The organism is Ramlibacter sp. AN1133 (assembly GCF_037890035.1).
GTDB lineage: Bacteria > Pseudomonadota > Gammaproteobacteria > Burkholderiales > Burkholderiaceae_C > Ramlibacter.
Genome location: NZ_JBBKTQ010000009.1, coordinates 107,079 through 124,091 on the forward strand (window position 1 = coordinate 107,079; position 17,013 = coordinate 124,091).

9 protein-coding genes are annotated in these 17,013 nt (G+C 69.7%); all 9 read right to left on the reverse strand.

What is annotated here, in order from left to right:
• Positions 1–9 precede the first annotated feature (9 nt).
• A complete protein-coding gene (locus tag WG923_RS14555; RefSeq protein ID WP_340351705.1) occupies positions 10–498 on the reverse strand; it encodes a hypothetical protein in 489 nt (162 codons plus the stop codon).
• Complete coding sequence (locus tag WG923_RS14560) at positions 495–1,817, reverse strand: hypothetical protein (RefSeq protein WP_340351706.1); 1,323 nt, start codon at positions 1,815–1,817, stop codon at positions 495–497. The genes WG923_RS14555 and WG923_RS14560 overlap by 4 nt, the downstream gene beginning before the upstream one ends.
• Positions 1,814–2,350 (reverse strand): hypothetical protein, encoded by a 537-nt coding sequence (locus WG923_RS14565; RefSeq protein WP_340351707.1) that lies wholly within the window; start codon positions 2,348–2,350, stop codon positions 1,814–1,816. The genes WG923_RS14560 and WG923_RS14565 overlap by 4 nt, the downstream gene beginning before the upstream one ends.
• On the reverse strand, positions 2,347–3,249 hold the full coding sequence (locus tag WG923_RS14570) for a hypothetical protein (protein ID WP_340351708.1): 903 nt from the start codon (positions 3,247–3,249) through the stop codon (positions 2,347–2,349). The genes WG923_RS14565 and WG923_RS14570 overlap by 4 nt, the downstream gene beginning before the upstream one ends.
• Positions 3,246–4,049, reverse strand: coding sequence for a Mom family adenine methylcarbamoylation protein (locus WG923_RS14575; protein ID WP_340351709.1), 804 nt, complete (start codon positions 4,047–4,049; stop codon positions 3,246–3,248). Before WG923_RS14575 ends, WG923_RS14570 begins: the two co-directional genes overlap by 4 nt.
• Before the next feature lie 107 nt (positions 4,050–4,156).
• The gene (locus tag WG923_RS14580) at positions 4,157–14,629 is read right to left on the reverse strand and encodes a GNAT family N-acetyltransferase (RefSeq protein WP_340351710.1); all 10,473 of its coding nucleotides are present in this window, start codon (positions 14,627–14,629) and stop codon (positions 4,157–4,159) included.
• Entirely contained in the window at positions 14,626–15,174 is a 549-nt protein-coding gene (locus WG923_RS14585; RefSeq protein ID WP_340351711.1) for a hypothetical protein, read from the reverse strand. The genes WG923_RS14580 and WG923_RS14585 overlap by 4 nt, the downstream gene beginning before the upstream one ends.
• Positions 15,175–15,176: 2 nt before the next feature.
• Positions 15,177–15,896, reverse strand: a complete 720-nt coding sequence (locus tag WG923_RS14590) for a hypothetical protein (RefSeq protein WP_340351712.1) — start codon at positions 15,894–15,896, stop codon at positions 15,177–15,179.
• Positions 15,897–15,931: 35 nt separating this feature from the next.
• Positions 15,932–16,477, reverse strand: a complete 546-nt coding sequence (locus tag WG923_RS14595; RefSeq protein WP_340351713.1) for a hypothetical protein — start codon at positions 16,475–16,477, stop codon at positions 15,932–15,934.
• Between the last annotated feature and the right edge of the window lie 536 nt (positions 16,478–17,013).

Here is a 17,013-nt window from a genome sequence, read left to right on the forward strand (position 1 = left end):
GTCTCCCCCTCAGGCGCGAAAGCGCGCGCGCGCCGGTGCCGGTGCGGGAGCCGGCGGATCCTGGTCCACGGCGACCGCCAGCCGGCCCAGCGGATAGGTCTGGCCGTTCTCGCAGTGCACCCTGTAGGCAAAGTCGACCACGCGGACGGTCGTGATCTCTCCGCGGGCGGTCCGTACCGTCTTGCCCTTGAGGGTCTGGAAGTCCGACGGCGAGCAAGGCCGGAAGCCCGGCTCCGCCGCCGCGCCGGTGTCCTCGCCCGGGGGACCGCAGCGGTCCCGCCGCTCCCGGAACTCGTGGATGCGCTCCCGCAGTGCCACCTCGTGCTCGCCTGCGACCTCGACGGCCAGGTCCAGCGCGCGCGCAGCGTCTTCGCTGTCGTCCTGCTCGCACCGGTCCCGCGCACGCAGGACCTCGCGCAGGGCGCCCAGGAGGCCCTCGGCCGCCTGGGACAGGTGCTCGGCATGTTCGAGCGCCAGTTCGGCGGGTCCGCGGCTCACGACTGGCGCTCCGTCGCGCGGGTGGGCTTCTGCGGCGCGGGCAGGCCCGTGGCGACCCGCAGCTGAGACGCGCAGTACCACTGGCCATCGGAGCAGCGCACTCCCTGGTCGGCGCTGATGTTCCAGATCTCCACTTCGCTGCCGCGGGGGGTGCGCACCTTGGCGCCTTCGCGCACGTCGGCCGCCTCCAGCTCGCGCAGCTCCAGACTCGGCATCGCGGAGGCCTCCTGCGGCTGCAGCCTCTTTTGCACTACACGGCGGATCGCTTCCCCGACGTCGATGTCACCGCCGGGCGCGTCGTACAGGCAGCCGTCCCACTCCTTGGCCACCTCCTCGACCAGGCTCTCGATGTCCTCGCGCGGGCCGTGCTCCAGCCAGCGGCACACGTCGAGCAGCCAGTCGTTCATCACGTATTCGGGCGGCATCCAGGTCGAGCGGCCGGCCGCCTCCAGGACCTGCTTCCAGCAGCGCTCGTGCAGGTCGATGACATGGCTGCCCCGCACCTGCACCTGCGAGAGAAGGAAGGTGGAGTCGTCGGTCATGAGCACCACGCCCTCGGTGTTCACCCACGCCACGCGGCGCTCGCCCGCCGGGGTGAGCACCGTCTTGCCCTGCAGGCGGCTCACGTCGTCTTCGGTGGCGGCGCGCCAGGGGCCCAGCTTCGCCAGGGCGGCCGCCTTGGCTTGCGCGGCCGTCTGAACGGCCTGCTGCACACGGGCGGCCTGCAGCTGCAACGCTTTGCGCGCGGCGGCGCCCGGCGCATCGGCTTCGCAGGCCTGCTGCACGGCCTGCGCCAGGCAGCGCGCCTGCTCCAGGGCCTCATGGGCGGCCGATAGCTCGTCGCCGTCGTGGTAGACATCGGGGCTTTCCTGCGTCGCTGCCCGGTACCCCAGCGAGAACCACCAGCGCATCACGTGCTCCGGGGCGAGCGGGCTCGTGGTGGCCAGGGCACGCTGGTAGTGGTGCTCCAGCAGCGACTGCAGGTCCGCGTGGGCCTTGCCGCGCGGCAGCGTCGCTGCCGCCATGTTGTCCAGGAGCATGAGCAGGTGAGGCCCGGAAAGCGCGGCCTGGCCGTTGTAGACCCCCGCCTTCTGGGCGGCCGCGGCGATGCCCTCGGCGAGGGTGCGCGCGTTGTCCCGGCCCCCCGCGGCCTCTTGCGTGGCCGTGACCGCCGCATCTGCCACTTCCTTGAGCCAGTTGCGCACTGCCGGCCCGAACTCCTTGGCCACCAGGCCGATTTGCCCCTTGGCAGCGTCCTTCGCGATCGCCTCTGCCAGCTGCGTGGCCAAGACCGACTGCATCATTCCCCTGGCGCTCATGCCCGTACTCCTTCGCTGCTCCGTCGCGTGTCATCCTGTGGTTCGCCCGGGTCTGCACCGAGTCCGCGCTTGTGCAACAGCACCAGGTTCTCGTGCAGCATCTCCCCGAGCGCCGGCTCGCTGCCATCCAGTTCCTCCGAGCGGATGGAGCGCAGGTAGTCGTCGGACTGCACGAGGGCTGTCTTCAGCGCCTGACAGGTGTGTGCCAGGCGAGCGAACTCGCGCAGGAGTTCCAGCTGGTCGGGCGTGCCCTTGAAGACCGGCTCCCAGCCGGGGGCCTCCTCGCCGTGCGCTCGAAACGAGGTCTCCCCCATCTCCTGGCGGAGCCAGCCTGCCAGCGCCGGCGCCCCCGGCGCCGGCGGCTCGGGGTCGTTGTGCTGCAGGGCCAGGCCCGCGGCCTGCAGCGTCTGCGCGATGCACAGGCGTGGCCAGCGCTCGCCCGGCCCGTCGTACTTCAGGACGTACGGGTAGAGCTCGCGCAAGCCCAGGGCCAGCAGGTGGATGCGCTGGTCGGACGTGAGCCGGGTCATCATGGACGTTCTCCTTGGCCGCGATCGCGCGGCGTGTCGGCTTGGAAGGTGAGTCGGCGAAGCACATCGGGCGGAGCAAACTTTTCCAGCCAGTCCCGCGCTTGCTCGAAGGGAAAGCCTTGGTCGATCAGCTGCGCCAGGCGGTTGGCCAGGCTGGCGTGCGCCGCCGGGTCACCCCCGCCGAGCACAAGCAGCGGCATGAGCACGTGCCGGTCGGTAACGGTCACTTGCGTCACGTTGGCGTAGTGAAAGGTCTTGTGGGCCAGCGGCACCGCGGCGCGGTCCAGCGCGTCGTCCTCGAAGGTGCGCTTGGGAAGCAAGGCCTCGCGGTGGAATTCGCGCAGCACCTGCGCGCAGGCCTCGATCTGCTCAGGGCTCACTCCCTGATGCAGCCCGTTGAACGTGAGTTGCTGGCAGCCTTGGGACGAGTGGACCCGTACCGCGTCGGGGTTCACGCGCGTGAGCGCCGCGATCAGCTCGAGGTCTTGCGTGTGCACCAGCCACGAGCCCACCCACAGGCGCGGCTCACAGCCAGAGGGCCAGTGCGCGTGCGCGGCGGCCTCGACGTACTTCGTCCACGATGCGTGGGCCGGGTAGACATGGCCAAATTCCCGGAGGGACCTCCCGCTGGGGTACCAGCTCAGTTGCAAGTCCGGCGTCCAGTATTCGCTCTTCTCCGTGGGACCCGCGCAGGTGAAAAGGCGCGCGCCGCCGTTGCACGCGTACTTCAGCGACTCGAAGAAGTCGCGCAGCCGACGGTACCCAGCCGCACCCGGGTGCCCCAACTGCACCATGCGCAACACGTCCTTGCTCTCCCGCTGGAGCCAGTCGCAGTAGAGGGAGTGCAGCTTCTCGGCGTGCGCCAGGTCGGCCGATTGCCGGGCGGGCGGCGGTGTGCTCACTTCCATTTCCAAGTGAAGGCGAGGTTGCCGGGGTGGCGCACGGAGCGGAAGAAGCCGTCCCGGCGCAGCCTGCGCACCCAATCGCAGCCGGTCTCGCCCACCCAGCGGGTCGGCGCGCCGGCGGACAGGAGCTGCCGCATGGCGTAGTCCATGCCGACTTCCTCGTTGCGGATCTTCGAGAGGGTGCGGTCGGAAGCGCATAGCCCGTTGGGCATGAGCAGCAGCGTGCGCGCCAGCGTGCGGCCCGCCGGCGTCGCGTTGTGGGCGCGGTAGATGACGCCGGTGTGGGTGCGCTTTACTTCGCGGCCTTCCGTGTCGAAGCGGGCGACCGGGTCGCAGAATGACACGACGCCGTCGACGCTGAGGTGCCTGCGCATAGCCTTGAAGGCGCGCGCCAGGAACCAGGTCTCGGCGTTGGCAGGCACATCATCGAGCAGGACGAAGCGACCCAGCTCGACCCCGGCATCGGCGCCCACGCCCAGGTACTTCGGGATCACCGCCTGCGTCATGGGGACGGAGAAGACCGCCACGCCAACCAGGCGCCCTCCCTGGAAGGCACGGTGCTCGAACAGGCCCGCACGAAAGCGCGCCGCCGGATAGCTGCCCGAGTAGTGGTGGCGCGTCACGAACGCCTTCGCCTGCTCCTCGTCAATCGGCTCCACGCCGTAGCTGTCCGTCTTCAGCGGCTCGCCCGCAGGCCGGTAGCTGTGGCGCCGGCCGTTCCAGCGCAGACACCGCTGGGTGAGCGACGACAGCAGCGCCTCCTGGGAGCTTGCGATCGATTGGAGGTTCGCCTTCATACGAACCAAGATACGGAGCAGCTGCACAGCGTCAAACAGTCGGGGCCCCGGGCGGGATCTGCCGAGGCAGGTAGGTGGTTGGTTGCATGGAAGGCTCCAGGTAAGAGTCAGGCGGCCAAGCGCTCGCGCGGCCGGGCGTTCAGCGAGGCAGCGTCGCCCTCCTCGTTGTGCGAGCAGGTGCGGTACAGCCGGGGCGCGCCGAGTGCATAAGGCTCCACGCGACCGCGCATGCGCGCGCCATGCCCGAAGATGAGGCTCTCAGCCAGGGAGTTGCCGCAGTCCACGCCTCCCATTCGCCTGTTTCGAAGCTGGTCCAGGTCGGCGCACAGGCGCCGTAGCGTCACCGTCACCGGGTACACCGCCACTCGGTAGCCGGAAACGTCGCCGCCGCTGTTGAGGGCGGACATCACGCCGAACTGGTGCGCGTGGGAGGGGTAGACACTCGCGCACACGTAGCCGTTGGCCGACTGGTAGCTGTTGCGACGGCGCATGGACGTTGGAAGCAGCCCCTGCTCCTGCACCGGATGCTTGGCAGCGGTCCCGTGGTACAGGCGCACGAAACAGTCTGGCCGTTCGCGCAGCCAGCGCGCGAACTCCGCAATGTCCTGCGCCGACGGCGTGCCGAAGAACAGGTGGTGGAACGCGGGGTCCGCCGCGAAGTCGTACGGATCGGTCGGACCACCCGTGGAAGCCGGAGCCGGCCGGCGCGCCGGCAGGGGGCCGTAATGCACGCGGCAGGCGCCCTGCAGCGTGGGCACCGCGGCGTACACCAGCGCCGGCGCGTTGAAGCGCAGGGCCAGTCGCGCGGCGCGCAGCGTCTCGCCGGTGCCCGCCACACTGTCCACGAGCACAGCACCCGTGGGAACCGTCTGGCCATCGCGCAGCCGCATGGGCATTTGCTCGGCCGACAGCGGCACGCCTGCCTTCTTGCACGCGTACTGCGACGGGCGAGGAACACCGATCAGGATGTCGGAGAATGCCGCGCCGCACAGCTCCGAGATCCGAAGGGCCAGCGCCGCGGTGCGGTGCGTGTCGCCCGTCGATCCCGGCACCGGGATCAACGTGACGCCTGGCGGCACGATGGCTGCCATTTCCTGCGCGGCCTGCTCGATGGCGGCCGCCTCCCCGGCGCGGAGCCCCTGGGCGACGTCCCGCACCCGGTGCTCCCGTCCGGACGCGGGATACTCGTTTGCGGCCAGAACCTCGGGCGGCCGCACTGCACGGCGAGGCGCCGAGCGTGTGGGCATCGAGTGCCGCAGGCTTTGCGAGGCCTGGCCATGGGCGTCCAGGGCCGTGCGGATCTGCTGCGGCTCGAAAGCGATGTAGGAGTCGCCGGCACCCTCATGCCGGTTGGCGTAGACCACGCCGTCGAAGCCGGCGTCCTGGATCACCTGGCGCAGCTGCGGATCGTAGATCTTGCGCGCGCGCCAGTCGGCATCGCACTCGCGGCGGATGCGCGTGCCTTCCCCGACGGCCAGCAAGCCCTTGCGCTCCAGCTGCTCTGCGATGCCGTCGGCATGGAAGCTGCCTTCGTCGACCAGCCGCAGTGGGTTGGCAAGCTTCAGCCAGGCGGGGATGATCCTGCGTCCGGCGCGGCCGTCACGCTCGCCGCGTTCGACCACCCGCAAGGCCTGCTGCAGCGTGCCGAAGTGAGTCCCGAGGTCACCTCGCGTCGTGTCGAAGGTGTTGAAGTCCGCCGAGGTGGCGTGGAACACCGGGCTGCGCACCCGGCTGCCAGCGAACCAGTCCCGGAAGGAGTCGTCCCGCGGCGCGCGCCACCAGCCTGGGCGTGGCGCACCGGGCGCGGCAGGGACCGAGTGCAGTACGCCCTCGGCTAGCGCATAGCGCACCTGCTCACGGTCGAACACCCGGTACTCCAGCTCCAGGGCGCTCTCGCCGTTGCCCAGGTGGATCGCTCCGTCGTAACCCGCCTCGCGCGCGGCGTCGATGAACTCCGGGTCGTCCAGCAAGACGTACGCGTCCATGTAGACCTTCGACAGCGCCTGTGGCTCCTCGCGAAGGAAACGTGCGATGTCGTGGGCGTACTTCGGAGCGAAGTTCTCCTCCCAGTTGCCCGTGTTGGTGACTCCGCGCAGCCCGGCGCGCACAACGAGGTCCCGCGTGAACTCGGTGCCGAACTTCCGCTCGATCTCCGCCATCTCCACGAACGGGTCGTCGCGGTTTTCGAACACCGGATTGCGGATCGCCAGATACGCGGGAACTACCCGCGGCGCCTCCGCCCGCCCGCCGGCGTCGTTAGGCTGCATCGCGTACGTGCTGGCAACCTGCGCGCTGCTGAAGGTGAAGGTGCCCAGCAGGGTCTGCAGTTGCCCGTCTCTTGTGGCGCCGTGCTCGCCGCGGTATACCCGCTCGGGGCGGCCGTCAGCCGCCGCGACGCGGGTCCCTGCGATCCAGCGCTCGATGGGGGTCGGCTCCACGCGCGGCGCGAGCTGCTCGCGCATCTCCGGCGTCACCAGGAAGCCGGGCTGCAGCGCGAGGGTCCCCTCGTCGCCACCGACGTTCACGGCAACCTGGGCGATCCGGTCGGTGCAGAGCCTGGCCAGGAGCCTGTTGACGGCGCGTGGGACCACCGTGTCGTAGAACTCCCGCAGGCCATGCTGTTCGCCCAGGCCGTAGCGGTCCACGCTCTGCTGGCCCGTCACGAACGCGACCGCGTCGTAGCCCTCGCTGGCGGCCATGGTGAAGACGCGCTTGAGCGCGAGCGCAAGCCACGCCTCGGTGCTGTGCACATAGGGGCCGGGCGGCACCAGGGCCTTCGCTTCGCGGGCCGCGGGCGTGAGGGTCATGGTCAGCGGCCGTCCGAAGCCGTCGTCGACCTGCACGCGCATGTCGCCCGCGGCGCCAGTAGCCAGCGCTGCGATGGCCTCGGGCGAGCCCGGGCGCAGTTGCGCGCGTTGCGCCCCGCTGAGGAGAAAGCCCTTGCGGCGGCCGTCCTCCGCCCAGTCGCTTTGCAGCTCCTCGACAAAGAGGACGCGACGGCCCTCCGGATCGAGGCGGTCCGTCAGGCGCACGTGGGCGAGCACGTTGGACTCGTCCCAGTGCGGCGAGCGGTAGGGGCCGCCTTCGCTGGCGAGCTTCTCGAACTCCATCTTGACGTGGTGCAAGCGGGGTTGCGCGGCCCGACGCCGGGTCAACTCGGCGTCTGCTTCCTCGTGCGTGTCGAAGTCGGCGACATCCGGCAGGTCTTCCACAGGCCCGCCCGTGGCGAAAACGCGGTGGGTCTTCCGCGGCTGCTTCCGCAGCGTCAGCAGCACCTCGCGATAGCCCTGCCCGCCCGGCAGCGTCCACTCGCTGTATTGCGTGCCCATCTCGTCGGCGCGGTTCGCCTCGTCGCGCGCGAGCTGGCCGATCGATTCGGCGATGCGCACGATCTCGCCCGCACGGAAGATCTGCGGTTCCGCATCGGCCGTAGTGGCCACGAGTTCCCGACCGTCCCACTCGTAGTAGAGGTCGTCGCCGTCCGATGGGTCCGCGCGCCTGAAGCCGATTTCGCGGCCCTGGATCTCGCCGCCTTCCAGGAAGCGCTCGCGGTCGAACCGGAACCCCAGTGCGTGCGCGCGCACCACGAGGCTGTCCAGCGCGTCGCGCGCATGCTGACCGCCCTTGTGCACCTCGGTGACGTTCACGCCATGGGTGCGCAGGTAATCGGCCACCTCGCTGCGCGAGAGCATGCCGCCTTGGCCCTCCAGCCAGGCCAGCACCCCACTCCACTCCACCTCGGGGCGGCCCACGCCCTGTAGGCCGCGGATGAAGCCGCTCCAGTGCGCGGGCGTTGCGCGGTGGGGGCCGTTGGCCTGAATCAGGTCGGTGAGCGAGCGGGAGAACACGCCGGGGGCGCGCGCCGGCGCGCTCGCAACCGCTGCGGCCGGCATGGACAGCCGGATGTCGCTGTTGCGCAGGCTCCAGCGGCCGCGGTTGGCGGTCACGGACTTGATTTGCCCGGGTTCGAACACAGCGAAGCAGCGGCCCTGGTGACCCAGCATGTCGCTGCGCTCGAACACCACGCCGTCATGGCCCAAGGCCTGGGCCCGTCGCATCAGCATGCCGACCTTGGTTCCCACCGATCCATCCAGAACCACGTCCCGGATCACGTAGGGATTGCGCAGCCGCAGGAACACTGGCATGAGGTTGCCGCCGTAGGGCTCCCCCGCCTCCCAGGTGAATTGGCTGGCGGCGTCGGGGTTCTCGGCGAAGAAGAAACCCGTCTTCGCATCCAGCGCGCCGGTCTTCTCTCCCAGCTTGGCGGTGCTGAAGCGCGCGAAGCTGCGCGTGGTGCCATGGAACACCGGCAGCGGCCACCCTTGCGCGTCGACCACCACGCTGTCTTCGAACCAGTCGCGAAAGGCGGGGTTGTCCGAGGCGGCCTGCACGGCGGGGGCAAGCCGCGCCGGCGGCGTCTGGGTGCGCGGCGCACGATAGCGACCTTCAGGCGAAGGCTGCACCAGGACTTGGCTGGGTTCGAAGGCAACCCAGTACCCATGGGGCATCCGGATGCTGTCGTGCCCGAGCGCGGTTGCGCGCGCCACCAGCTCGCGCTCGAGCTGCTCGAAGCCGATGTCGGCCTCGGTGGCGGCGCGCCACTCATGAACCTCGGCCTCGGTAGGCTCGTAGGGGTTGGAGATGGTCAGCTGCGCCGCGATCACGCGGGGCGGACCGGCCTTCGCCTCGTCGTGATGCCACTGGGCGTAATCGCGAGCCTCGCGCGGGTTCTCCGCGAACCAGATGCCCCGGTCGCTGGAAGCGAATTGGTCGAAGCGCTCGCTTGTGCCGTGGTAGACCACCGGAAGTTTGGCAGCCGGGATGCTGAAACGGATGTCGGCCGTCTCGCGGCTGAAGCGACCGTCGTTCGCGTCCGCGCTCTTGACCTGCTCTGGATCGAAGGCGATCAGTACCGCCGCGCCGCTCGCGCCTTCGAGCGCGGGCTCCCCGAAGGGATACACCATCACGATGCCGTCGTGGCCGCGCGCGCGCAGCGCATCCCGCACCTCGGTCCCGTAGGCCTGCCGGCCCTGCACCGCCATGCGCTGGATGATCCGCGCCGCCTCGTCGGCGCCAAGGACCTGCTCGATCAGCTCGCCGTTGATCTCGGCGTCGATCGACTCGTCGGAGGGGTAGAACCAGAAGGGGTTTTCCATGCGCACGAACAGCCGCATGGACTTCGCCCCGTATTCGGACGCCCCATCGGACATGTAGATGCCGGGCCCCTCGGCGCCGGTGACGGAGGGGCGGGACACCGCGAAGTCGGAGCGCGTGCCGTGATGCGCCACCATCGGCTCCATCGTGCCCTTGCGCAGGATGACGCTGCGGCCGAACCATTGCTTGAAGGCCGCTCCCTTCCAGAGCGGCCGCCTGACAGGCGCGCCGGGCTCGCGCCGCATGCGCAGGTCCCCCTGCGGCACGAACCCGAACTCGGCGTAGAGCGACTCCAGCATCTGCTCGGTGTTCCCGGCGGACACGCGCAGGGTCATCGGCATGCCGGCCTCGTCGGCGCGCGCCACCAGCTCGCGCATCGCGTCGGTACCGCTTCCCCGCCCTGGATTCCTGGCCTGGATCCACTCGCAATGCAGCACGCCCAGGGTGTGCATGAAGCGGATGTCCAGGGTCACGTCGTGCTTGCGTTGCAGTTCCGCCCGGACGGCGTCCCACCGAGTGCCCTCGGCGGCAGCGGCATCGAGGTCCAGCCAGCGGTCCGGAGCACGGACCTGTGGCGCCGCAGCCGCACTCGTCCCGAACTGCTCCGAGAGCCGCCTGATCGTCTCGCTGCTCGCCAAATCCGCCAGCAGTGCCTGCAAGCCGGGGTGCATCGGCAGCGGAATCTCGTCAGGGCGGGTCCAGCGGAAGTCCGCCGTCTCTTCGTTCAGCACCGGCTCGAACTCGCGGTCGACCAGCGCCAGGTGGTTGTGGTAACGGAACTCGCCGTGCTGGAACACCAGCAGCGGCAGCAGCACCGCCTCCTGATCGACGCCTGCCTCTTCGCGCAGCTCACGCAAAGCGGCCGCCGCGGGGTGCTCGGTCTCGTCGATCGCACCACCCCAGGTGCCCCAGGTGCCGGGCTCCAGCACCTGCTCGGACCGCAGCGCCAGGAGGATGCGCCCGCTCTCGCGAGCCATGACGATGCTGCCAGCGCCGGCTCGACCCCAGAAGCCGGTTTCCTCCAGCGCGCGTCCGTGCTGTGCCGCCTGCCGGCCGCCGGACAGCGATGCGAAGAAGGCGGCGCCGGCCTCGGTGAACACGGACGCGGCACCGGTGGGCTGGGAGCCCAGGTGCTGACACATCTCCTCCACCATGCGCGTTGCGATTCCCTGGCGCTGATAGTCCTTCTGCACGTAGATGTCGCCGATGGCCCAGCCCCGCCCGGATACTGCTTCGTCCGGCACGTGAAGGTGCGCGATGGCCAGTGGTGCGCCCAGCGCATTCGTGGCGGCAGTGTCGCGGGCCTGGAGGTAGTACCCCTCGCCGTCCGCGTCGCGCGCCAGGTGAAGCACGATGCCGTCCTGGCGGGGGACGCTGCTGAGGATTTCAGAGCGCAGCGCGTCGAATGCGCCGCTGTTCCCGATTGCGCTCTTGATCTGCTCCGGCCGGAACACCACCCAGGACTGCGCGTCGGCCACGGAGCGGCTGCCGTGGGCGCCGGGCTCGAGGATGCGGGACTGGTAGCGCACGCCGTCGTATCCCGCCTCCTGGATCAGCCGCGCCGCGCGCGCGCCGGAGGTGGCGTCGATGGCGTTTTGCAGGTAGGCAGTGCGCCGCCCCCGGTCGTCAACCACCGTGATCAGCTTCGATCCGGCTAGCTTTTCGGCCAGCGCGAATTCGGGCGTACCCTCCTCCACCACCGCGTCAGCAACAAGCGGCTTCGAAATGGCCAGGTACACGGGCAGGACCTGCGGCGAGCTGCCGCGGCGGGCGATCTTCGCGTCACCGGCGTAGCGGCTGGCGAACGCGGGGTCGCTTGTGAAGTGCACGCCGAAGCCGAGCTGTTCGCCGCGGCGCTCATGCGGGCGGAACGCCTGGAAGTCCGCGGTCGTGCCGTGGAAGGCCACCAGCGGCTTGCTGCCGGGCTTGCCGTCCTCGGTGGCCACGCTGTCGCCGAACCAGCCGCGAAAGGCGGGGCTTTCGGTCACCTGGCGCGCGAGGGAATGGGTGATGTCCCGGCTCGCGGAGAACTCGCCGTCGTTGCCGATGGCCGACTTCACCTGCTGCGGCTCGAAGGCTGCCCAGACCTCGAATTCGGCTGTTCCGGCCTTGTTCACCTCGGTGAGGATCGCGCCGTCGTAGCCCGCATCCTTGAGCGCGGAGACAACTTGGCGGCCGAAGTCGCCGTCAAAGAGCTGCCAGGTGTCCGTTGGCCTGAGGTGCCAGAAGTCGGAGTGGCGCAGGCTCGTTCGTGCCACGATCTCCGAGATCACCTCCCCAGGCACTCCATCGCGCAAGTCCGCCGGCGCTTTGACGTCCAGGTAGACCGGCATCACGTTGGCACCGTCCACGCCCCTGAGGTGCTCTTCGGCGAAGCCCACGTCAGGGGCGACGAAGATCGCATGCCGCTCGGTCTCCACCGGACCGAAGGTGGTGCTGTTGACGGTGGCGCGCGCGGTCTCGAAGACGCCGAAGTCGCCATTGGTGGCGTGGTACATCGGTCGGGGGCTGCCGTTGCCGTCCACCGCTTGCGACACCGGCGTCTTTTCCGCCGGGTACCGGCTGCTGTGGGCATAGCGGTCCTGCCAGTCGCCAAACCATGCCTTGAACGCTGCCGACTCGGTCTGGCGGTCGCCAGGCGCGGGCGGCAGGGCCAGCATCTGGTCGGGCGTGTAGACCCGCAGGTCCTGCACGTCCCGCACCTCGAAGGGCTCCTCGTCCTGTTCGTGGAAGACGAACAGGCGCTCGCCGTCTCCCAGCCGGCGTTGGGCGTCGAGCAGGTGGGCCACCGGCTCGCCGAACTGCGCGAGGCGGCGGTGCGTGGCGGCCGAGACCGGGGCCAGGGAACTGCGCCTATCCGGCGCCGGCGGGCGCGCCGGGGGCGACTCGGAAGCGTTTGCTTCCCGCGCGGCTTGGTCCTGCAGCGCCTCGAGCACCGTCTGGCCGTCGCGGGAGAGCACGACGGTCGCCACCGGCACGGCATCGTCGATCCACCCCTGCGGATCACGGTCCTCGGCGGGGAAGATGTAGGCCCGCGCACCGGCGCGGTCGTAGCCGTACAGGGTCGCCCAGCCGCGGGCGCGTGAGCCCTCCGGGGAGCGCCGGTCGGTGTCCGGTTCGGCCTCGCCGTGCACCGGTCCGGCCATCATCGAGGCGACGCGCCCCTCCGGGTCGGGCCCCAAATCGAAGTGCACCACGTAGCGGGCGCGGAACTCCTCATCGGTCAGCTTCGCGAGCTCCTTCAGGGGAACGAGGGCGTTGCGAACGCTGCCCGAAAAGGCGCTTCGGCGCAGACGGTGGATCTGCCCGCGCCACTCCCGATCGGTGAGGATTTCCTTGCCGAATCGCTCCGTGTCGAAGGGCCCGTCGCTTTGCAGCCATTCGAGGAACTCGCGCTTGCCCACCTTGTGACGTCCACCGACGCCCCCGCGACTGAACTCGCGATCGCGCCCGGGGTACACCACGATGTCCTCCTCGGACTCGCTGAGCTCCGCGTCCTGCCAATTCATGAGGACGCCCTGCAGGTCGTCCTTGAGTTCGTTCACCAGGCAGCGGAATGCTTCGCCAACGGCCTTGTTGGACATCCGTACCGGCTTGGGTGCGGTGCGCGGCCGGCTGGCAGCGCCCACCTGGGCGGCAGCCATCTCGGCTTCCTTCACGAGCCTGGAGAAGCCCTCGCCCATGCGCTGGGTGATCAGGTCGGCGCGCTCGGGATTCTCCAGCTGCGCCATCGCGTAGGCCAAGTCGACGAGCTGCTGCGGCTGCAGCGGCTCTTGCGGCGCGCGCGTGAGCTGCATCAATACGCCGCGCATCGTGGACTCCACGTCCGACAACCACTGCTCGACGCTGCCCTCCTGGGCCATCGCCTTGGGCCGGAAGCCGCGCAGGATCGCTTCCTCGACGCCGTAGGCGAAGAGTTCTTCCTCGTACAGCGCCTGATCAGCGCCGGTGGCAGCGCGCGCACGCGCGTCGGCCGCCAAGAAGACCAGGTGCTCGGAGCTCGCGCGCGGTGCGTCTTTCCAGGCGCGCAAGCCGCCCACCAGCCGCTTCCATCCGGCGACGCCCAGTACATTGCGGCCATGCTTGTGGGTGAGCTCGTGCAGGATCACCGCGTGCTCGTGGCCGGCGGCGATGCGATCGGCCAGCAGGAACACCGAACCCGTGCGCAGATCGCAGGCGGCCTGCTCCAGGCGGCTGCCGATGCTGGCCAGCGCCACCTCGAGCCGGTCGAAGTCGGCGAGCTGCTGGCGGAACTCCAACAGCGAGATCTCGCCGCGGTTGCGCTGGCCCTGCAGGTCGGCTTGCAGGAGCCCGCGCTGGAAGCGCGTGGTGTCCTGGATGCGATCCAAAGCGCCGTCGTCGCGGAGGGTGAAGCCGGCATGCAGGGCAGTCTGGTAAGCCTGCTCGCGCGAGGCCACCGACACGTGGCTGTCCAGGCCATCGAGGTTGAAGTGCTGCACGCGCCAGTTCCCGGGCTTGCTGGCATCCGGCAGCACGAGCACCCAACGCGAGGCATTCGGTCTGCGCAGCACCACGCCGCGCTCATGGTCACCGATCTCGGCCATCGCCTGGTGGTGTGCCTGTACCCGCAGGCGCATCAGCTCCTTGAGCATCGGGCTTACCCCGGCTGCATTGGCAAGGACGGCGGCTGAGCGCCCGGTGGAGAGCCCACGCAGCCGCGCCTGGATTGTGGAGGAGGTGCCCACCACCATCCTGCCTAGCGCCTCGTCCTTCGGCGTAAGGCCGGTCAGGCTGCGCACGGCCGCCCGCACAGCGGTGAGCCGCTCCTGCTCGTAGGCCTCGGCGCCCGTGGCCGGCGCCGGCGCGTCGGGCGTGGCCCAGGTCGGTCGGTGCGGCCAGCCGGCGGAGATCGCCGGGCGAACCTGGCGCTCGCTGAACACCACCCAGTGCTGTGCTCCTGCGGCGCCGAAGATGGCGCCATCGAACCCGGCGCGCGAGAGCTCCGCAGTCACCTGGGGATTGGCCATCAGGGCCTGCAAGGGCACCTGCAGCTCGCCCAGCTCCGATTCGCTGGCGCGCCTCGCCATCTCGGCAACCGACTCGTACGCGTCCCGGAACGCCTCGAAGGAGCCGGTTGCCTGGATGTCCGCCGCCGCAAGGACCACGGCCTGGCGTACTTGCTCGACGCCGATCGCGGCCATGAGCAAGCCGAGGTCGACAAGCGCCTCATCGGGGGTTTCCACGAAAGGCCGTTCGATCCGCAGGTAGGCCGGCTCCAGGGCTGCATCCGGGAGGTCCTGGGCTGCCGCGTTGGCGCTGGCCACAGTGACAAAGCCCAGGCCGGCGCCGGTGCCGACAGCTACCCGCACTCCGACTACCGGGGCCCTCGCCTCGTCGCGCGCGCGGGATTTCCCGAGCCAGGCGCGCAGGTCGGCCGAGTCCATGGCGGAGGCCGCAGCTTTCATTGCCGCTCCCGCGCAGCCGCGGGCTGCTCCTCGTCCACTTCGTCGTCGTCGGATTCCGCGCCTACGGCCTCGCAGCGGGGCGAATAGCCGGTCGAACGCAGGCGGTCGTCCCACAGCAGGTCGACGGCCTTGTGCTCCAGATCGGATCGATTGGTGCCCGCTACCGTGACGCTTCCGACGTCGAAGTTCTCCCCGGTCCCACCCACCGCGCGCACCAGCAGCCTGCCGACCTTCAGGGGCCTGGTCTCAGCCTGCTCGAGGTATTCGCCTTCCTCCGAAAGCGAATACGACTCGTGGTCGTGATCGCGCGGCAGTACCCGGCCGCTTGCAGGATCCACCACGCTGAACTCGAAGTCGTCCAGCACCTTGACCGGCACGGTCGAATGGAAGACATCAAGGGCCGCTTCGGCGCGGGACTTTTCCGCAACCGTGACGTTCACGCCGACCAGGTGCACTCCGCGCACGGAGCGATCGTCCAACCGGAGCTCACGCACCCGCACGAGGGGTCGCGCGTTCACCAGGAACGTGTTCTGCGATTTCGTCATGCTCAGGCCTCCCGCGGACGCTCGACTTCGCCATGCGCTGCGGCCTCGATGGGAAGCCAGTAGCGGGCGTCGGTCTTCGTGGTCATCGACAGGGTGTCGGCGGACCCCACCCCCTGCGCGACCTGCGTGCGCAAGGCCGCCAGGCGCATCTGCGGCGTGCGGTAGGCCACGTCCAATGCCCCAGGGCGGCCGCACTCGATCTCGAAGGCGATGAGCGGCTCCATCTGGATGCCGTTGGTGAGCACGGCGTAGGTGCGCATCGGCACCGGCCAGCCCGCGTCCTGCGCCACGTAGCCCAAGGCGGAGACGCTCTGGGGCAGCTCGATGCGCAGGGAGCCGAAGTTCACCATGTCGCGGACGCTGAAGTGGTCCAACTCGAAGCGGCGCAACTCCGACACGGACACCTGCACCCTGAGCAGGTGCGGATCCACGAGGCGGGCCGCGCCCTCGACGTCCAGGCGCAGGTCGATCGGGAGTTCCGACAGGCCGAAACGCGCGAGCACCGCGGCGATCTCGGTATCCCCGTCGGCTTCGTACTGCAGCATGCGTTGCAGCAACTCCTCGTCGGACATCACGGCCGCCTTGGCGAGCAGGGCCGGCTTCAGCGCGCCGGGAGAGCCGCTGTTGATGAAGCGCTGGTACAGCGCCTCCATCAGGGCCTGACGTTCCTCCGTGGAGAGCTCGGCGGGCTCAGGGTGGGCCGGGGTGGACTGGTTCAGCATGGGAGGCTCCGTCTGGTGTGTGTTCGGAAGGGTCGTCAGCGCTGGCGTTCTCCGCGATCGCGGTCGCTGTCCTCTGTGTAGGAAGGCGAATCCGGATAATTCATCGCCGGCGTGCCGTCGATCTCGACGCTGCAGGAAACCACGCGCGCATCCGGAAAGCCGAAAGCCAGCAGCCCGCGGGCGGGCGCTGCCTGCGCGACTTCCTTGAGCGCTGCTCGCGCGCGTTCCGGGGAGTTGCCGGCGAGGTAGCAGTCCAGCGTGAGTGAAATCTGCACGCGTGCCGTCGGAACGTCGGGGAGACGATCCACGGGCTGGGGATCTTGGCGGCCCCGGGCCTGCACCGTCACGAGATCCCCGAAATGGGCGGCCTCGCTGCCCCGGGCCGGCACCTGCTGGCCGCCGGCGGGGTTGCCCTGGATGTAGACGAAGCGCCGCAGCGGCTTGCCAATCACCATCTGGTCCCGCGGCAGCACCTGCTCGAGTTCCAGCGTCGTCTCGGTGATCACCGGCAGCCGGTCGCCACGGCTCTGGATGTGCCGCGTCAACACCGTGTCGCCTGGCCGCAGATCGCGCGGATCCATCAGGGGCGCTCCCGGTTGCCCGCGGCGGTGGGCTCGATTGGCGATCGGCCCTTGCCGGGAAGCGCAGTAAGCTCGGTCCGCGCCGGAAGCGCCTTCGTAGCCCGGCTTGCGGAGGTGGATGTCCTGGCTTTTGACACTTTGAAGGCGTATACCGGCGCGAACTGTAATAACGGCTAGCATAGCCGCGTCGATGCGCGAACTCAAATGAGCGCGACGAAGTCTCCTCCGGCACCTGGGCGCTGTTGCGCAGGGCCCTAGTCCGGCCCCAGAGGCGCCCTAACCTGGGCCCGTGTGTGTTCCAGCGCGCGGATCACCAGGTCTGCGTCCGGAGAACCACACCGCTGCAGGGCGCATTCGCCGGCGTCCATGAAGGCGCGCTCCAGAGCCGAGTGGACCTGCTGCGCGCCGCACCATCCGGTATCCCTCTGCTCGATGCGAAGCAAGCGCAGCGTGTGCTCGCCAAGCTCCTCGGCTGCGACCCGCCCCGGGCCAGCATCGGCGACCTCCGCGGGTGCATCACGGCGCGCGCTTGCAGG

What these genes read in the sequence shown, in the direction of transcription:
- WG923_RS14580 (WP_340351710.1), bottom strand. Translation starts at nt 14,629, where the DNA reads ATGAAAGCTGCGGCCTCCGCCATGGACTCGGCCGACCTGCGCGCCTGG.
- WG923_RS14575 (WP_340351709.1), bottom strand. Translation starts at nt 4,049, where the DNA reads ATGAAGGCGAACCTCCAATCGATCGCAAGCTCCCAGGAGGCGCTGCTG.
- WG923_RS14590 (WP_340351712.1), bottom strand. Translation starts at nt 15,896, where the DNA reads ATGCTGAACCAGTCCACCCCGGCCCACCCTGAGCCCGCCGAGCTCTCC.
- WG923_RS14595 (WP_340351713.1), bottom strand. Translation starts at nt 16,477, where the DNA reads ATGGATCCGCGCGATCTGCGGCCAGGCGACACGGTGTTGACGCGGCAC.
- WG923_RS14565 (WP_340351707.1), bottom strand. Translation starts at nt 2,350, where the DNA reads ATGATGACCCGGCTCACGTCCGACCAGCGCATCCACCTGCTGGCCCTG.
- WG923_RS14560 (WP_340351706.1), bottom strand. Translation starts at nt 1,817, where the DNA reads ATGAGCGCCAGGGGAATGATGCAGTCGGTCTTGGCCACGCAGCTGGCA.
- WG923_RS14585 (WP_340351711.1), bottom strand. Translation starts at nt 15,174, where the DNA reads ATGACGAAATCGCAGAACACGTTCCTGGTGAACGCGCGACCCCTCGTG.